The organism is Streptomyces broussonetiae (assembly GCF_009796285.1).
Classification (GTDB): domain Bacteria; phylum Actinomycetota; class Actinomycetes; order Streptomycetales; family Streptomycetaceae; genus Streptomyces; species Streptomyces broussonetiae.
Genome location: NZ_CP047020.1, coordinates 5928497 through 5944554, shown reverse-complemented (window position 1 = coordinate 5944554; position 16058 = coordinate 5928497). Strand labels below are relative to the sequence as shown.

The window sequence follows — 16058 nt, the reverse complement described above, 5'->3', positions numbered from 1 at the left end:
ATGTCTCTCGACTCGCTCAAGTCCCGCGTCCCGGACTACGCCAAGGACCTGAAGCTCAACCTGGGCTCGGTCATCGGCAACTCCGGCCTGCCGGAGCAGCAGCTGTGGGGCGCGGTGCTGGCGACCGCCATCGCCTCCCGTTCCCCGATCGTGCTGCGTGAGCTGGAGCCGGAGGCGAAGGCGAACCTCAAGCCGGAGGCGTACCAGGCCGCCAAGTCGGCCGCCGCCATCATGGCGATGAACAACGTCTTCTACCGCACGCGCCACCTGCTGTCCGACCACGAGTACGGCACCCTGCGCGCGGGTCTGCGGATGAACGTCATCGGCAACCCCGGCGTGGACAAGGTCGACTTCGAGCTGTGGTCGTTCGCGGTCTCCGCGATCAACGGCTGTGGCATGTGCCTGGACTCGCACGAGCAGGTGCTGCGCAAGGCCGGTGTGGAGCGCGAGGTGATCCAGGAGGCGTTCAAGATCGCTTCCGTGGTGCAGGCTGTGGCCGTCACGCTGGAGGCCGAGGCGGTTCTCGCCGAGTAGGGCCGTTGTCCGAGGGCCCCGTTCACTCCGCGTGGACGGGGTCTTCGGTGTTCTCCGGCTCGGATGCGGGTGCGGGCGGGGCGGGAGCCTTCTGCTGTTGCAGCTCTTCCGAGTACTGCTTCAGATATCCGACCACCGTGTTCGTCACCGCCACCAGCGGTACGGCCACCACCGCGCCGCCGATGCCGGCCACCATGCCGCCGGCCGCGACGGTGAGGACGACCGCCAGCGGGTGGACGCGCACCGCGCGGCCGAGGATGAACGGCTGGAGCACATGGCCCTCGATCTGCTGGACGGCGAGGACCACGACGAGCGTCATGACGGCCGTGAACACGCCCTGGGTGACCAGCGCCACGATCACGGCGAGCGCGCCGGAGGCGACGGCGCCGACGAGCGGGATGAACGAGAACAGGAAGATGAAGACGGCCAGCGGGACGGCCATGGGCACGTTCAGGAAGTAGATGCCGACGCCGATGAAGGTGGCGTCTATCAGGGCGACCAGGACCGTGCCTCGGACGTAGGCGGTCAGGGTGCGCCAGGCGCGCGGGCCGGCGCCGGCCACGCCCGGGCGGGCCGCGGCCGGCACCAGCTTCAGGAACCACTCCCAGATGCGTTTGCCGTCGTAGAGCAGGAACAGCGTCGAGAAGAACACCAGCAGCAGGCCGGTGAGGAAGTCGACGATGACCTGAACGCCCTCCAGACCGGCGGACGTTATCTGGTCGGTGTTGGCGCCGATCGCCTCACGGAGGTTCTTGGCGATCTGGTTGATCTGCTTGTCGGTGACGTGGAACGGGCTCTTGAGCAGCCAGTTGCGCAGGTCGTCGATGCCGGACTGGATCTGGGTGGAGAGCGTGTCGATGTTCTCCATGACCTGCCAGGTCACGAACCAGCCCATCAGCCCTATGACGACGAAGCCGCTGATGGCGGTGAGCGCGGTGGCGATGCCGCGCGGCACCCCGCGGCGGGTGAGCCGGGCGACGGTCGGCTGGAGCAGCGCGGTGACGAGCAGGGCGATGACGAAGGCGAACACCACCAGCTGGACCGAGCTGATGACCCGCATCAGGACCCAGACCGTGCCGGCGAGCACCAGCAGCCGCCAGCCCGCCTCGGCGGCGACCCGCACGCCCCAGGGCACGGCCTCGGCGGGGTCGGGGCGGGGGGCGGCCGACGGTGCGGACCGCCGGGTGGCAGGCGGGGTCTCACGGACGGGGGGCGGGGGCTCGACAGGGGTGTCCGGCCTCTCGGCGGCGGGGGCCGGGGTGGGAGGTGCGGGCGCGGCGAGCGGGTCGCTGCTCTGCTCGACCTCCACGCGCCGCTCGTCCAGGCGCTCGCTCATCTCGGTGAGACCGGCGCCCAGTCGGCCGAGCCATCCTGGCACTCGCGACATGATTCGTCCTCTTCCCCCGCGTCCCCGCGTGCTCGCCACCTCTCCTCCCCCTGGAGGTATGCCGGGTACGACCGTACAGGGCGCAGCCCCTCCCCCAAGGACGGGGAGGGGCTGCGCAAGGTTGAGAACCGTGGACGGCTCAGTAGTTGCCGTTCGCCTGCCAGTACGACCACGCGTCACAGGGGCTGCCGTACCGCTGGTTCATGTAGTTCAGGCCCCACTTGATCTGGGTGGCCGGGTTGGTCTGCCAGTCGGCACCCGCGGACGCCATCTTGCCGGCGGGCAGGGCCTGGACAAGGCCGTAGGCGCCGGAGGAGGCGTTGACCGCCTGGTAGTTCCACGTGGACTCGTGGTCCACGATGTTGCTGAAGCACTGGAACTGGCCGGCCGGCACGATCTGTCGCGCGATGGCCTGGACCTGCGCCACCGTGTACGAGGACTGCACCGGGAAGGTGGCGTCGCTGCTGTCGCCGCTGCGGCTGGCCGCCGCCTTCGTCTCGGCGCGCTGCTTGGCCTCCTCCGCCGCCTTCTGGGCGGCTTCCTTCTTCGCGTACGCGGTCTCGGCGGCTGCCTTGCGGGCCGCCTCCTCGGCATCCTTCTTGGCGCTCGCGTCCGCGGCGATGGCCTGGGCGTCGGCCTGCTGCGTCAGCGACGCGGACTGGACCTGTGCCTGCTGACCCGCGGGTATGTCTGCGAGGAGCGTGGTGTCGGCTGCCGTCGCCTCGGCGTCGTTGTTGTTCTGCGCGACGCTGCCCGAGGCAACTCCGACGACGCTCCCGACGGCGGTGACCGCGGTGGCCGAAGCCACTGCGAATCCCCGGACCGAAATCCGGCTCACACGGTTTCCTTCCAGCATCGCCCGCTTCGGTGACCCTGGCGGACGCAATCGTGCCCCTGGCACTGGCCTCCCAACTGCGGGGTCACGGGAGGCACGGGCCCGGTGGGCAACTCCCCTCAAGGGAGCGCCGCGTGATGCTCGGGCGGCATACGACGGACGTTATGGAGTTGGTGGTACCTCTGTGGTGCCGTACCGCTGGGGGTACAGGTGTGTCGTATGCGGGGCCTGACAGGACTGAGACTCTGCCGCAACCGGACGCCGGGTGGCAATTCTGCGCCGAGTGTGAAAGCTCACATCCCGTTTGGCTCAGGGGATTTACGGAAAGCTCCACATGCCGAGGCGCCGCCCGGCTAGGCTCTTGGCCTTTGCCGGACGACGCCAATAGGGCTGGGATCAGCGCAGATTTATCAGACGTGGCCCTCTTCGAGCATTTCGGTCACAAGGGCGGCGATCTGGGACCTCTCGGACCGGGTCAGCGTGACGTGGGCGAAGAGCGGATGCCCCTTCAGCTTCTCCACGACGGCCACCACGCCGTCGTAACGGCCGACCCGCAGATTGTCCCTTTGCGCCACATCATGGGTCAGAACGACCCGCGAATTGGCGCCGATCCGGGACAGAACGGTCAGCAGGACGTTCCGTTCCAGCGACTGCGCCTCGTCCACGATCACGAACGCGTCGTGCAGCGAGCGGCCTCGGATGTGGGTGAGCGGCAGCACCTCGAGCATGCCGCGCGCGGTGACCTCCTCGATGACGTCGCGGCTGGTGACCGCCGAGAGCGTGTCGAAGACGGCCTGTGCCCACGGGCTCATCTTCTCCGCCTCGGTGCCGGGCAGATAGCCCAACTCCTGCCCGCCGACGGCGTACAGCGGCCGGAAGACCATCACCTTCTGGTGCTGGCGGCGCTCCAGGACCGCCTCCAGGCCCGCGCACAGCGCCAGCGCCGACTTGCCGGTGCCGGCCCGGCCGCCCATCGAGACGATGCCCACGTCCGGGTCGAGCAGCAGATCGAGCGCGATGCGCTGCTCGGCGCTGCGGCCCTTGATGCCGAACGCCTCCCGATCGCCGCGCACCAGACGGACGTTGCCCTCCGCGGTGACCCGGCCGAGCGCCTTGCCGCGCTCGGACTGGATGGTCAGGCCAGTGTGCACCGGAAGGCCGGAGACCTCCGGTACGTACACGTGTCCTTCCTCGAAGAGGACGTCCACCTGCTCGCCCGGCAGGGTGACATCGGTCATCCCGGTCCAGCCGGAGTTCTCCGTGATGGCGAGTTCGGCCCGGTACTCCTCGGCGAGCAGCCCGACCGAGGACGCCTTGATCCGCAGCGGCAGGTCCTTCGACACGACGGTGACGTCGTACCCCTCGGCCTGCAGGTTGCGGGCCACCGCGAGGATGCGTGAGTCGTTGTCCCCCAGGCGGTAGCCGGTGGGCAGCACGCTGGGGTCCGAGTGGTTGAGCTCGACCCGGACCGTCCCGCCCAGTTCCCCGATCGGGATGGGGGCGTCGAGGCGACCGTGCTTCACCCGGTAGTCGTCCAGCAGGCGCAGGGCCTGGCGGGCGAAGTAGCCGAGTTCGGGATGGTGCCGCTTGGCCTCCAACTCCGTGACCACGACGATCGGAAGCACGACCTCGTGCTCGTCGAAGCGGGTCAGGGCGTTCGGGTCGGCCAGCAGGACGCTGGTGTCGAGAACATAGGTGCGCCGGTCTGGCTTGTGGCGCTTTGTGCTGGTCACCACGGAAGGACGTACCCCCTCGGATGAGGTCGGGGAGCGACGAGGTTGAACTGGACCGGTCGACGGCCCCCGCGCACGGCGGGCCGAGAACCGGCCCTCCGCGGCTGCTTCCGTGCAGAGACCGCACGGTCGGGCTGGTGCAAAGGGCCTCCCGGGCGGACGGCCCCGTGCCGCCCGCTGAGATCCGACGCCCGTGGTTCGGGTGTCGACCTGTCTGGCTTATGCCCTCGAACATGCGCCGCCATGCAAATGCGGCCAACAGCGCGCCGGTGAACTCCTCGTTACGTCCTCACGAACCGCCGCACATGACGACGCCCCGTCACCGGGCGGCGACGGGGCGTGCGACGGGGATCAGCCGCCGTAGCGGCGGTGACGTGCGGCGTAGTCGCGCAGCGCACGCAGGAAGTCGACCTTGCGGAACGCCGGCCAGAACACCTCGCAGAAGTAGTACTCCGAGTGCGCGGTCTGCCAGAGCATGAATCCGGACAGCCGCTGTTCGCCGCTGGTGCGGATGACGAGGTCCGGGTCGGGCTGGGCGCTGGTGTAGAGGTGACGGCCGATCATGTCGACGTCGACGGAGTCGGCGAGGTCCTCCATCGACACACCCCGGTCGTGCGCGTCGAGCATCATGGAGCGCACGGCGTCGGCGATCTCCTGCCGGCCGCCGTATCCGATGGCCACGTTGACCACTATTCCGTCGACGTGGGCGGTGGCCTCCTCGGCCTCCTTCAGTGCCATCCTCATCGGGCCCGGCAGCAGGTCGGGCGTGCCGACGTGGTGCACACGCCAGCGGCCGTCGGCGGCGAGGGTGCGGACCACGTCCTCGATGATGCCGAGCAGGGGGACGAGTTCGTCCTGGGGACGGTCGAAGTTGTCCGTGGACAGCAGCCACAGAGTGACGACCTCGACGTCCGTCTCCGTGCACCAGCCGAGGAACTCCTCGATCTTCTCGGCACCGACGCGGTGGCCGTGGACGGTGGTGGAGCCGGACGCCTTCGCCCAGCGGCGGTTGCCGTCCATGATGACGCCGATGTGCTTGGGCACCTGAGTGTGGTCCAGGTGACCTTCCACCCGGCGTGCGTAGAGCCTGACGAGCAGGCTGCGCAGGTTGTCGCGCAGGTTCACGTGGCCCTCCGGGGGATTGGCGGGGGATAGACGAGTGCCGGAGACGTTGAGCCTACCGTTGCTCGAGGCTTGCTATCGGCCCCGGGGTTTGGGGGGGGTGGGGGGTTCGTTCTGCTTCGTCGGCGGGTGCGATGTCGGATGCGATTGCGGGTGCGGGCATGTGCGGCCGGTCGCGGCCACGCGGCGGAGCCGCAAGTCGGGCACGGCCCCGCGCCCCCCCCTCTCACAGGTCGGGACGACGGCCCCTCGCCGGGAGGTTCCGCGGCCCGGGCAGAAAAACGGGCCGGTCCGTGGGGGGGAGACGGACCGGCCCGAGGGGGGTTTCCACCATAACCCTTCGTAAGGGTTCGTGGGTGCATCGGCGTGCCACAACTACTCTCCGAAGTCACCCGGCGACGCCCCGATGGACCCGGAGGGTTGGATTCAGGGGTGATTCCTGGCTGGTTCACAGCGGAATCCCAGGGAAAACCAGCCGGATACGAAGGGATTCGGAAGACTCCGGGCGGTTTGCTCCATATGGGGACTTTTTAGCGACTCGCCCCGGAGGTCCCCCCGACGGGCTACCCGACCGGCGAACGGTGACTTGACGGTTCCGCTACGGGGCCGCACGGGAGTCGAAGGGGTTCACAGCACCGCGCAGCCCCCTCCACTGCGCGGTACCGGTCGCGCAGCTTTGCTCACGCGAATTACCTTGGTCTGAACTTACGTGACAGGTGGGGCCGATGTGAACCAGAGTCGATAACAATGCGGAAACCACGGGTGAACCGCGGCCGAACCGCGCCCGCTTCCTTCCGGTCCACCCGATATGTCGACGCCTCGCTTCACGCTCCGCGCACCGGCTTACGGACATCGAAGAGGTGCCGGGCGCTGTGCGCGACGAAGGGGCCCTCCTGTTCGATCCGCTCGTGCAGCGCGCGGAGTTGGGGCTCGTACGCCTGCACCGTGAAGTCCGGGACCATCCACACCACCTTGCGCAGGAAATGGACAACGGCGGCGATGTCGTGGAACTCCATCCGCAGCCGCTGCGCCCGCAGCGCGACGATCTCCAGGCCCGCCGCCTCGGCCTCGGCCCGCTCGCGCCCGGGATCCCGGCCGGAGCGCACCTCGGCCGGCTGCGGTCCGAGGAAGTACTCGACCAGTTCGAAGACGCTGGCCGGCCCGACGTGCTGGGCGAAATACGTGCCGCCGGGGCACAGCACCCGGGCGATCTCGTCCCAGTAGGGGCGCACCGGATGGCGGCTGAGCACCAGGTCGAAGGCCCCGTCCGAGAAGGGCAGCGGCGCATCGTCCGCAGCGGTGACGACCACGACCCCGCGCGACCGCAGCAGGGCGGTGGCCCTGGCCGCGTTCGGCGGCCAGCCCTCCGTCGCGGCGGTGGACACCGGGCGGGCCGGCTCGGCCCTGCCCAGTGCGAAGTCCAGCACCTCACCGCCGCCGGTCTGGATGTCGAGCGCCGCCCGGGCCCGGGCCAGCCGCTCCCCCGCGGACACGGCGTACCCCCACGACGGCCGCTCCTCGGTGGCCCGCCCCTCGAACCACGAGAAGTCCCACCCCTCGGTCGGTACGGCGACACCCTCGGCCACGAGGTCCTCGAAGGAACGGTTCCCTGTCATGCCCTCGATGATCGCAGGATGCGGCCGCCCGGGCCTGCGGTTTTCCGTCCGGCCGTGTCCGGCCGGACCGGGAGGGAGCACACCGTCCGGGGAGGTGGCCGCGGTGAGGACGGTGCCGTCGGCCCGGGCGCCGGACAGGCGCAGGGTGCGCGGCCCGGTGGCGCCGGGCAGGACGGGCCCGGCCGACTTCGGCGGCCAGTCGAGGGCGACGTCGTCCAGGGTCACGTACCGCCCGCGCACGGTGAGCCGTTCGCCCCGAAGGAGCGCGCGCAGGGCGTCGAGGTGCTCGGCGAGCGGGGTCAGGGGGGATGCGGGGCGGGTGCCGACCTGCCCCATCCACCCCTGCACACCGTGCCCGACGACGAGGGTGGCGCGGCCCGGGAACATCCGGTGCAGGGAGGCCGTCTCCATCGCGGTGAGGGCCACGTTCCTGAGCGGGACGGGCAGCAACCCGACGCCGACGCGCACCCGCTCCGTCCAGGCGAGCGCGGCGGCGGCCGTGGAGATGCCGCCCTCCTGGAAACAGTCCTCCACAGCCACAGTTCCTCGAGCCCCGCCTCGTCCGCGGCACGGGCGACGGCCCGCAGGCGCCCGGGGGGAAGTTCGGGGCGGAACACGACACCGAGTCCAGTCATGTCCGCCTTCCTGGTGGGGAGGAAGGGAAACGGCAACGATTTTACGGATCAGGCGTGTTGAGCGGGAGGGCGGGCCGGGCGATGGGACGAGGGCGCTGGCGGGACGGACGGGGCAGGCTGGTCGTGGGGGCGGGCTCCGGCGAGCCGGTCACGACCGTCCCTTTGGAGATCGCGGCCTCGTACCGGGCCCGGACGAAGGGGCTGCTGGGCCGGGACGCGTTGGACGGGGCGATGCTGCTGACACCGGCGAGCGGGGTGCACACCTTCGGGATGCGCATGCCGATCGACGTCGCCTATCTGAACCGCCGGCTGACCGTCGTCACCGTGCGCACGATGAAGCCCGGCCGCCTGGGCCTGCCCCGGCTGCGTGCCCGGCACGTCCTGGAGGCGGCCGCGGGGACGATGACCGAGTGGGGGCTGCGGGCGGGAGTGCGGGTGGCCGTGGAGCGGGAGGGCGGGGAGGGTGCCGGGGGCGACGGGGCTGCCTAGCCGGGTCACCCCTGGGTGCGGGGGAAGGTGACCTCGACGCGCCGGTTCTTCCTGCGCCCCTCTTCGGTGGAGTTGTCGGCGATCGGGAACTGCTCGCCGTAGCCACGGACCTCGAAGGTGACGTTCGGGTCGTTCAGGTCCTGGTCCAGGACGGCCTGGACGGCGTCGGCGCGCTGTTTGGACAGGATGATGCCGTGCCCGGACGAGCCGAGGTTGTCGGTGAAGCCGAAGACGCGGATCTGGGTCGCGTTCTGCTTCCTGATCTCGTCGGCGATGGTGGCGATGCGGGCCTTGGCGTCGTCGCTCAGTTTCGCGCTGTCCTTGCTGAACAGCACCTCGGCCTGGAGGGCGAAGGTCACGTCCGCGTTGGTGTCCTCGCGGCGTTCGTCCCCGCTCTGGTCCTCCACGACCGACTTGATGTCCAGCACCTTGGGCGCGGCGAGAGTGGCACCTTCGGGGAGCTTGAGATCCGGGTCGGTGGGGTCGATCTTCACGGAGGCACCGGCGGAGGGTGCCGTGTCGGGGGGTTGGGTGGGGTTGTCGTCGGCGTGGGCCTGGGTGGTGGCGAGCAGGAGCGTGACGGCGGTGAGGCCGAGCGCGAGGCGGGAGACGGTCACGGCTGCCTCACCCGGAGATCCGGAGGGTGGCCGAAGAGAACGTCGGCAGCTGGAATTCCACCTGGCCCGTGTTCGCGGGAGGTGCCGGGAACTGCATGAAGACCGCCAGGGTGTCGCCGGCCTTGAGCGTGGAGAAGCCGGTGGTGGTCAGGGGCCTTCCCTCGGTGTCCCGCAGCACGTAGTACCGCTTCTTGCCCTGCGGATCGACGAGCGTGGCCCCGCCCAGGGACTTGCCGTTCTTGATGATCTCGGTCTCGTTGCCACTCAGGGCGGAGGGGATGACCAAGGTCTGCGCGCCGTCGTTCTTCATGATGCCGTTGACGGTGACGAATCCGCCCGAGTCCCGTTGGGCGGAAGTGACCTGGAGGAGCAGGCCGTCCGACCCTCTCAGCTCGGCCAGAGGCTGGTCCGACTGCCCTTCCTGGGCGCTCGGGCCGGAGCCGCTCACCTTGGATGCGGACGGTGAGCTGTCCGGCTTCTTGGTGTCACCGCCGCTTCCCCCGCACCCGGCCGCGCCGAGGGCGAGACCAGCCGCAAGAGCCAAGGCGACCATCCCCCTGCGGGCTTTCGCAGTGAACCGAATGCTCATCGCTCCGCTTCCTTCGTCATTCGTCGTTCGCTTGTCAATCGGCTCAGTCGGCCAGGTGGACGTCGAAGAGGTCTTCGGGCTTCGGCAGCCCCGACGGATCGTCCGGCTTCACCTGCCAGACCTTCCCCTTGCAGGTGAGTTGCGGCAGATCGGCGCCTTTGGCGCCCACGTCTGGGAGCTTGAACTTGCAGAGAGGTTCGATCTCGGCGGTGGCAGACGCCTTCGACTTGACGTTCTCCGTCCCGGGTACGACAGACCGGCCGACGGACTTGTTCGTCTCCACATCGGCCCGGTACTTCAACAACTCCGGTGAAAAACAGGCGCTCAGCCGGGCGTCGTTCTGCCTGGCGAGCTGGACGGCACGCCAGCACGGGTCGTTGATCACCGTCCTGCCGTCGAAGACGTCCTGCCATTTCGTAGGGTCCTGCAGGACTTTCACCCACGCACCCGTGAGCTGGTCACGGGTGTTCTGGGCCGCGGCGAGGGCCGCGGCGTCCGCGGCCGTCTGGGCACCGCTGCGGTTCACCGAGGCCTGGCCGACGGCGAGGTAGGCGAGAGCGAGAAAGAGCAGGCCCGCCACCACCGTGATGTAGATGGGGAAGGCCTGCCCTGCGTCGCTGTGCGGAGAGATCAGCCGCCGGTGACCTGGGAGATCTTGGTCGTGATCGCATCGAAGATCGTCTGCCCGATACTCGTCCCGGTGATCGCCAACACGATCGCCACGACCACCGCGATGATGCCGAGGTACTCCACCGCGGTCTGCCCCCGGTCGCTGCGGGCGGCGCGGGTCTGCAGATACGCGACGGTGGTGTTGAACCATTTGCTCACGGTTTTCCCCTCCAGCTTCGCCTCCGATCCGGGCACCGTACGGCCGGACGCGGCGCTCACCCAAGGGCCCCAGGGCCCAACTCCAGGCCCATTCAGCGGCTTTCCCGCCCCGGCCGTCCCCCCGCGCGCCCACCTCAGGCCACCCCCAGCCATTTCGCGGCCGCCTGGGATCTGGACGTGCTGTGGAGTTTGGCGAAGATGCGGTTGATGTGGTTCTTGACCGTCTTCTCGGAGATGAAGCAGGCGGCGGCGATCTGCTGGTTGGTCATACCGGACGCGATGAGGTCCATGATCTCCGCCTCCCTCGTACTCAGTCGGTACCGGGACCGGGACGACTGTCCCATAGATGATTGCATATGCGAAAGAGGTTGGGGCTTGCTTTCCCCTAAAATAGGCGGCCGTTGGTCGTCGACGTGTGCAGATGCACTTGACTGGAGGGTTTCCAGCAACGCCTTCGCCGCCCCCGGCGTCACATGCGGCCGGCCCTCCCGTACGTCCCGCACGGCGCGCACCAACTGCTCCGTGGTGAACTCGCCGTGCACCAGGTATCCGCCCGCCCCCAGCCGCAGCGCCTCCCGTACGGTCTCCGTCTCGTGGCTGTAGGTGAGCATCATGACCGGGGCCAGCCGTACCAGGTGCGGCAATACCGAGATTCCGTCGACTCCCGGCATACGGACGTCGAGCAGGATGACGTCGGGCCGGTGCCGTAGCGCCGCCTCGTAGGCCTCGTGGCCGTCCGTCGCCTCTGCCACCACCGTGGTGTCCGCACGTCCGGACAACAGGGCCGTCAGACCGGCCCGGACCACCGGGTTGTCGTCGGCCACCAGCAGCCGCAGCGGCGGGGCGGCGGGTCCGTGCGACGGGAAGCGGGTCATCGGTGCCTCTTTTCGGGCTCCCTGAGTGCGGGGGCGGGGTCCGGGGTGACGGCGGGATGGTCCATGGAGGCAAGCCGGAGTTCCACGCGTACCTCCGTGCCGTGTTCCTGGCTCCCCCGCCCGATGCGGATGCGGGCGCCCGCCTGGGCCGCCCGTTCGACCATGCCGAGCAGTCCGAAGTGGCCGGACGCGCGGAGCCGGTCCAGTGTGGTGCCGGGCGGCAGGCCGCGGCCGTCGTCGTGGACCGACAGGCGCAGCAGGCCGCCGTGGACCGCCGCGCGGACCTCCACGTGGGTCGCGCAGGCATGCCGGTGTGCGTTCTCCAGCGCCTCCGCCGTGATGGAGAGGAGGGCACGGGCCTGCGCGGCGGGGAGGGCCGGGGTGTCCGGCGGCGCGAGCGGCGAACACGTGACCCGAAGTGCGGTACGGGCGGTGAAGTCACCCAACTGCGCTTGTAGTTCGTGCCAGAAGTCCGGGTCCGCCGTGCCGTCCGGTGCCGTCTCGCGGCGCAGGTCCCGCAGCAGTTCCCGGGATTCGGCCGCCGCTCTGCGTGCCGAGCGGGAGACCAGGTCGGCCTGGTCCCTGATCCGGGCCGGATCGGGGGCGTCCGCCGAGGCGGTGGCCGCCAGGCCGTCCGCGGCCAGGGCCACGCCGTAGAGGGTCTTGGCCACGGAATCGTGCATCTCGCGGGCCAGCCGGGCGCGTTCCGCGCTCACCGCCTCCGCCGCCGCGAGGCGCGCCTGGACCGACGTCAGGGCCTGGGTCGCGGAACCGAAGCGGAGCATCAGGCCCCGCAGCGTCGACCCCATGGCGCCGGCGATGACGCACAGGCCGGGCAGGAGGAGGGCCTCGGCGACCGGTGCGTGCCGGTCGGCCTTCAGGGTGGCGTGGACCAGCAGCAGGATCAGGGCCTGGAGCGAGGCGAAGCAGGCCGCGCCCCGCCAGCTGTAGACCAGTCCCGCGAGGAGCGGGGTGCAGACGCTGACGTAGGCGAGGGTGGTGTCGGGGCCGGCCGAGACCAGCAGGAGGGAGCCGACGAGGGTGTCGGCGGCGAGGAGGCTGGGGTGGCGCAGCAGGAGGGGACCGAAACGCTCCCAGTCGCGGAACAGGACGTAGGACACCATGAAGGTGACGACCACGGCCACGCCGACCAGGCGGACACCCAGCCCGGGGGCCGCGTGGAGCAGGGCCGCGGGGGCCGCCAGGGCGATCATCGCCAGCCGGAAGCCGAAGACCTGCCGGCACATCGCCTGCAATGCGCTGACCTGGATCTTCATGGAGGGCGCCGCACCGTCGGACGCCTCCGCGGCACCATCGGCCGCCTCCCCCGCCCCGGCGTCCCTCGCCCCCGTCAGCCGTACGACCCGCCCGGCAGTCCCCGTCAGCCACCCACCGAACCGGCCGACGACCCACGTCAGCCACCCACCGAACCGGCCGGCCGCCCCCGTCAGCCACCCACCAACCCCCGTCAGCCACCGCCCGAACCAGCCACCGGCCCCCCGCAGCCGAGCACCGGCCCCCTTCAGCCGCTCTGCGAACCCCCCGCCGGCGGACCCCCCGCTCCGCCCCGTCACCCCGGCCACCGTCACTCCCGCCTCACTTCCCCGTGAGGGAGCCGAAGTCCACCCCGGAGCCCAGCAGGAGGCCCGCGGCCAGCAGGAGCATCGTCGCCGGGACCATGAACGTGGTGATCATCAGCGTGGCCTTGGGCACCGCGCGGGCTGCCTTGCGGCGGGCGTTCTGGGCGTCGGTGCGGCGCATGTCCTTCGCCAGCGAGACCAGCGTGTCCACGATGGGGGCGCCCAGTTCCTCGCCCTGCTGCAAAGCCGTCACGAACATCGCCACCTGCTCGGAGTCGTTGCGCCGGCGCAGTTCCGCGAAGGCCTGGCGGCGGCTCATGCCGAGGTCCATCTGGCGCAGGGTGATGCGCAGTTCGTCGGCCCACGGGCCCTCGTAGTGGGAGGCCACCCGGTCCAGCGCCTGGCGGAAGCCGAGCCCGGCGCTGACCACCACGGCCAGTACGTCCAGGAAGTCCGGCAGGGTGCGCTCGATGACGTCCTTGCGGACGCGGATCGCCGACCAGATGCCGACCTCGGTCCAGAACGCGCCGAACAGCAGGAGCAGGACGGCCACGAACCACTGTCCGCGCAGCAGGAACACCAGGAAGCCCACACCGCCCAGCGCGCCGTAGACCGCCCGGCGGGCCGCGTAGCGGTCTATGGTCAGGCCGCCGGGGTTGCCGGCGAGGTCGATCCTGCGGCGGTACTTGGCGACCAGGCGCGGGCCCATGAGGCGCAGCACGGCAGGGGCGTAGCGCATGCCCATGCGGTCGATGACCGAGCCGACCGCGCCGGTACGGGTGGCGCCGACCTCCAGGGCCACGGCGAGGTCGCCGGGGAGTCTGGCGTCCGCGCGGTACATGTGGATGCCCGCGAAGGCGCCCCAGACGCCGAGGCCCATCAGCAGGGCGAGCAACAATGCCATCGGGTCCGAGCCCTCCTCACACGTCGATCCGGCTCAGGCGCCGGATGAGGACGAAGCCGACCGCGTACAGCGCGAACGCGATGATCACGCAGGCCTGGCCGACCGGTGAGCCGGTCATCCGGGCCAGCGCACCGTCCTTGACGGCGTTCATGAGGAAGAGCGCGCCGACGCCGAGGACGGGGACGGCGAACGACGTCATGGTCACCTGCGAGAGCTGGGTGCGGATCTCGCGCCGGGTCTCCTTGCGTTCCTCCAGGGTCTCGGTCAGGTTCCGCAACGCGGAGACCACCTGGCCGCCGGCCCGGTTGGCGAGGACCAACGTCGTGACCAGGACGACCAGTTCACGTGAGGGCAGGCGGGTGGCGAGTTCGCCGAGTGCGTCGTCCAGGGAGTGGCCGATCGCCAACTGGTCCGCGACCTTGGCCAGTTCCTCGCCCGCCGGTGCCTCCAGCTCCTCTGCGGCCATGCCGATCGCGGTACGCAGGGCGAGTCCGGCCCGGGTGGCGTTGGCCAGGATCCGTGCCAGTTCGGGGAGTTGGTTGATGAAGCGTTCGATGCGTTTCTGGCGCTGCCAGTTGAGGAACTGCAGCGCGGCCCAGACCCCGAGGAGCCCGGCGAGGGGGCCGAAGAAGGGAGCCAGGGTGGCCTGGCCGATCAGCCAGAGCGCGGCCACCGCGGCGAGCATGTAGACGAAGAACTCTCCCGCGGTGACGTCCAGCCCGGTCACGGTCAGCCGCAGGTCCAGCCAGCGGCCGAAGCGGGTACGGCGCAGCCGCCGGTCGAGGTCGCGAAAGCGGCGCCGGCGGCCGGCCGCCGGGAGCGGGCCGGTGTGGGTCAGCCGGTCCACGAGGACGGCGCGCTGGGCCCGGCCCGAGGCGTAGGCGTGCAGTCCGGCCACCGCCAGGACGCAGGCCAGCAGCGTCACGCCGGTGGTGAGCTGGACGAGGGTGTGGAGTTCCATGGTCCTGGTCCTACCTGGCTTCTCGGGTGGTGAGCTGGGCCGCCGTGTGGGCGACGCCGAAGGCCTGTGGGAGGGGCTGGCTCGCCATGTAGAGGCGGTCGGCGGTGCGGCGCGGGAGCGGGAAGTACTGGAAGCTGCCGTGGACGCGGCCGTCGGCGGTCATGGGCTGGGCGTCGAACCGGGCCACGGTCGCGAGCCGGTACGGCTCCCCGCCGTGGCTGTCGAGGAGCGCGATCTCGGTGATACGGCGGGCGCCGTCGGCGAACCGGGTGAGCTGGACGATGACGTCGACGGCGCTGTTGATCTGGTCGTGCAGCGCGACGAAGGGGACCTCCACGTCGGACATCGACGCCAGGGTCTGGAGCCTGGTGAGCGCGTCCTCGGCACTGTTCGCGTGCACGGTGGCGAGGGAGCCGTCGTGGCCGGTGGACATGGCCTGGAGCATGTCGAGGGACTCGCCGCCGCGGACCTCGCCGACCACGATCCGGTCGGGCCGCATGCGCAGCGAGTTGCGGACCAGGTCGCGGATGGTGATCTGGCCCTTGCCCTCGACGTTCGGCGGGCGCGACTCCAGGCGGACCACGTGCGTCTGCTGGAGCTGGAGTTCGGCGGAGTCCTCGATGGTGATGATGCGCTCGTGGGAGGGGATGAGTCCGGAGAGTGCGTTGAGCAGGGTCGTCTTGCCGGTGCCGGTGGCGCCCGAGACGATGATGTTGAACTTCGCCTGCACCAGGCCCGCGAGCAGGTACACCATGTGCTCGTCCAGCGAGCCGAAGGAGATCAGCTCCTGCAGGGTGAAGGAGCGCGGGAAGCGGCGGATGGTGAGGATCGGGCCGGTCAGCGACAGCGGCGGGATGATGACGTTGACGCGCTCGCCGGAGGGGAGGCGGGCGTCCACCATCGGGTTGGACTCGTCGACCCTTCTGTTCACGGTCGACACGATCCGCTCGATGGTCTGCATGAGCTGGTCGGCGGAGGCGAACCGCAGGGGCAACTGCTCGACGCGTCCGCCCCGTTCGACGAAGATCGCGTCGGGTCCGTTCACCATGATCTCGGTGATCGACGCGTCCTCCAGCAGCGGCTCCAGGATGCCGAGCCCGAGCGCCTCGTCCACGACCCGGCGGATCAGCTGCGCGCGCTCCACCGTCGAGAGCACCGGGCCCTCGCGGCTGATGATGTGCCCGAGCACCCGCTCGAGCCGGGCCCGGCGCTCGGCCGCCGCGAGCGAACCCATCTCCGCGAGGTCGATCTCCTCCAGCAGTTTGGCCCGGTAGGAGGCGACCAGATGTCCGTCCTCGCCCCGGCTGCCGTGCTCCTCCGGAGTGCTGATGCGTGCCCGCAGACTCATGGCTC

16 protein-coding genes and 1 pseudogene are annotated in these 16058 nt (G+C 70.3%); 2 read left to right on the top strand and 15 right to left on the bottom strand.

The window, feature by feature from the left end; translation table 11 throughout:
- Window positions 1-534, top strand: a complete 534-nt coding sequence (locus GQF42_RS27620) for an alkyl hydroperoxide reductase (RefSeq protein WP_158924227.1) — start codon at window positions 1-3, stop codon at window positions 532-534.
- 22 nt (window positions 535-556) lie between these two features.
- Here the strand turns inward: GQF42_RS27620 and GQF42_RS27615 are convergent, their stop codons facing one another.
- The 6 genes and pseudogenes from GQF42_RS27615 to GQF42_RS27590 form a co-directional block, all read right to left on the bottom strand.
- Window positions 557-1921 carry an AI-2E family transporter gene (locus GQF42_RS27615; RefSeq protein ID WP_158924226.1) on the bottom strand — a complete coding sequence of 455 codons (1365 nt, stop codon included), beginning with the start codon at window positions 1919-1921 and terminating at the stop codon, window positions 557-559.
- Between the two features lie 139 nt (window positions 1922-2060).
- Window positions 2061-2759: an aggregation-promoting factor C-terminal-like domain-containing protein gene (locus GQF42_RS27610; protein WP_199272820.1), complete on the bottom strand. Its 699-nt coding sequence runs from the start codon at window positions 2757-2759 to the stop codon at window positions 2061-2063.
- Window positions 2760-3166: 407 nt separating this feature from the next.
- Window positions 3167-4492 carry a PhoH family protein gene (locus GQF42_RS27605; protein WP_158924224.1) on the bottom strand — a complete coding sequence of 442 codons (1326 nt, stop codon included), beginning with the start codon at window positions 4490-4492 and terminating at the stop codon, window positions 3167-3169.
- Window positions 4493-4840: 348 nt separating this feature from the next.
- On the bottom strand, window positions 4841-5614 hold the full coding sequence (locus tag GQF42_RS27600; RefSeq protein ID WP_158924223.1) for an isoprenyl transferase: 774 nt from the start codon (window positions 5612-5614) through the stop codon (window positions 4841-4843).
- An 821-nt stretch (window positions 5615-6435) separates the two neighbouring features.
- Window positions 6436-7227, bottom strand: coding sequence for a methyltransferase domain-containing protein (locus GQF42_RS27595; protein ID WP_158930664.1), 792 nt, complete (start codon window positions 7225-7227; stop codon window positions 6436-6438).
- A gap of 78 nt (window positions 7228-7305) precedes the next feature.
- Window positions 7306-7862: pseudogene (locus GQF42_RS27590) on the bottom strand (LLM class flavin-dependent oxidoreductase); the annotation flags it as partial.
- An 81-nt stretch (window positions 7863-7943) separates the two neighbouring features.
- On the opposite strand from GQF42_RS27590, the gene GQF42_RS27585 reads away from it, so the two are divergent.
- Complete coding sequence (locus GQF42_RS27585) at window positions 7944-8351, top strand: DUF192 domain-containing protein (protein ID WP_158924222.1); 408 nt, start codon at window positions 7944-7946, stop codon at window positions 8349-8351.
- Between the two features lie 5 nt (window positions 8352-8356).
- Here the strand turns inward: GQF42_RS27585 and GQF42_RS27580 are convergent, their stop codons facing one another.
- The 9 genes from GQF42_RS27580 to GQF42_RS27540 all read right to left on the bottom strand — a co-directional run bounded on the left by GQF42_RS27580 (window position 8357) and on the right by GQF42_RS27540 (window position 16053).
- Entirely contained in the window at window positions 8357-8968 is a 612-nt protein-coding gene (locus tag GQF42_RS27580) for an OmpA family protein (protein ID WP_158924220.1), read from the bottom strand.
- A gap of 7 nt (window positions 8969-8975) precedes the next feature.
- A complete protein-coding gene (locus tag GQF42_RS27575) occupies window positions 8976-9557 on the bottom strand; it encodes a hypothetical protein (RefSeq protein ID WP_158924219.1) in 582 nt (193 codons plus the stop codon).
- 43 nt (window positions 9558-9600) lie between these two features.
- Complete coding sequence (locus GQF42_RS27570) at window positions 9601-10191, bottom strand: pilus assembly protein TadG-related protein (protein WP_158930662.1); 591 nt, start codon at window positions 10189-10191, stop codon at window positions 9601-9603.
- Complete coding sequence (locus GQF42_RS27565) at window positions 10188-10385, bottom strand: Flp family type IVb pilin (RefSeq protein ID WP_158924218.1); 198 nt, start codon at window positions 10383-10385, stop codon at window positions 10188-10190. The genes GQF42_RS27570 and GQF42_RS27565 overlap by 4 nt, the downstream gene beginning before the upstream one ends.
- A gap of 134 nt (window positions 10386-10519) precedes the next feature.
- A complete protein-coding gene (locus tag GQF42_RS27560; protein ID WP_158924217.1) occupies window positions 10520-11260 on the bottom strand; it encodes a response regulator in 741 nt (246 codons plus the stop codon).
- Entirely contained in the window at window positions 11257-12537 is a 1281-nt protein-coding gene (locus GQF42_RS27555) for a sensor histidine kinase (RefSeq protein ID WP_233273483.1), read from the bottom strand. The genes GQF42_RS27560 and GQF42_RS27555 overlap by 4 nt, the downstream gene beginning before the upstream one ends.
- 319 nt (window positions 12538-12856) lie before the next feature.
- Entirely contained in the window at window positions 12857-13744 is an 888-nt protein-coding gene (locus GQF42_RS27550; protein ID WP_158924216.1) for a DUF5936 domain-containing protein, read from the bottom strand.
- A 16-nt stretch (window positions 13745-13760) separates the two neighbouring features.
- Window positions 13761-14705 carry a type II secretion system F family protein gene (locus GQF42_RS27545; RefSeq protein ID WP_158924215.1) on the bottom strand — a complete coding sequence of 315 codons (945 nt, stop codon included), beginning with the start codon at window positions 14703-14705 and terminating at the stop codon, window positions 13761-13763.
- Window positions 14706-14715: 10 nt separating this feature from the next.
- Window positions 14716-16053 carry a CpaF family protein gene (locus GQF42_RS27540; RefSeq protein ID WP_158924214.1) on the bottom strand — a complete coding sequence of 446 codons (1338 nt, stop codon included), beginning with the start codon at window positions 16051-16053 and terminating at the stop codon, window positions 14716-14718.
- Window positions 16054-16058 lie beyond the last annotated feature (5 nt).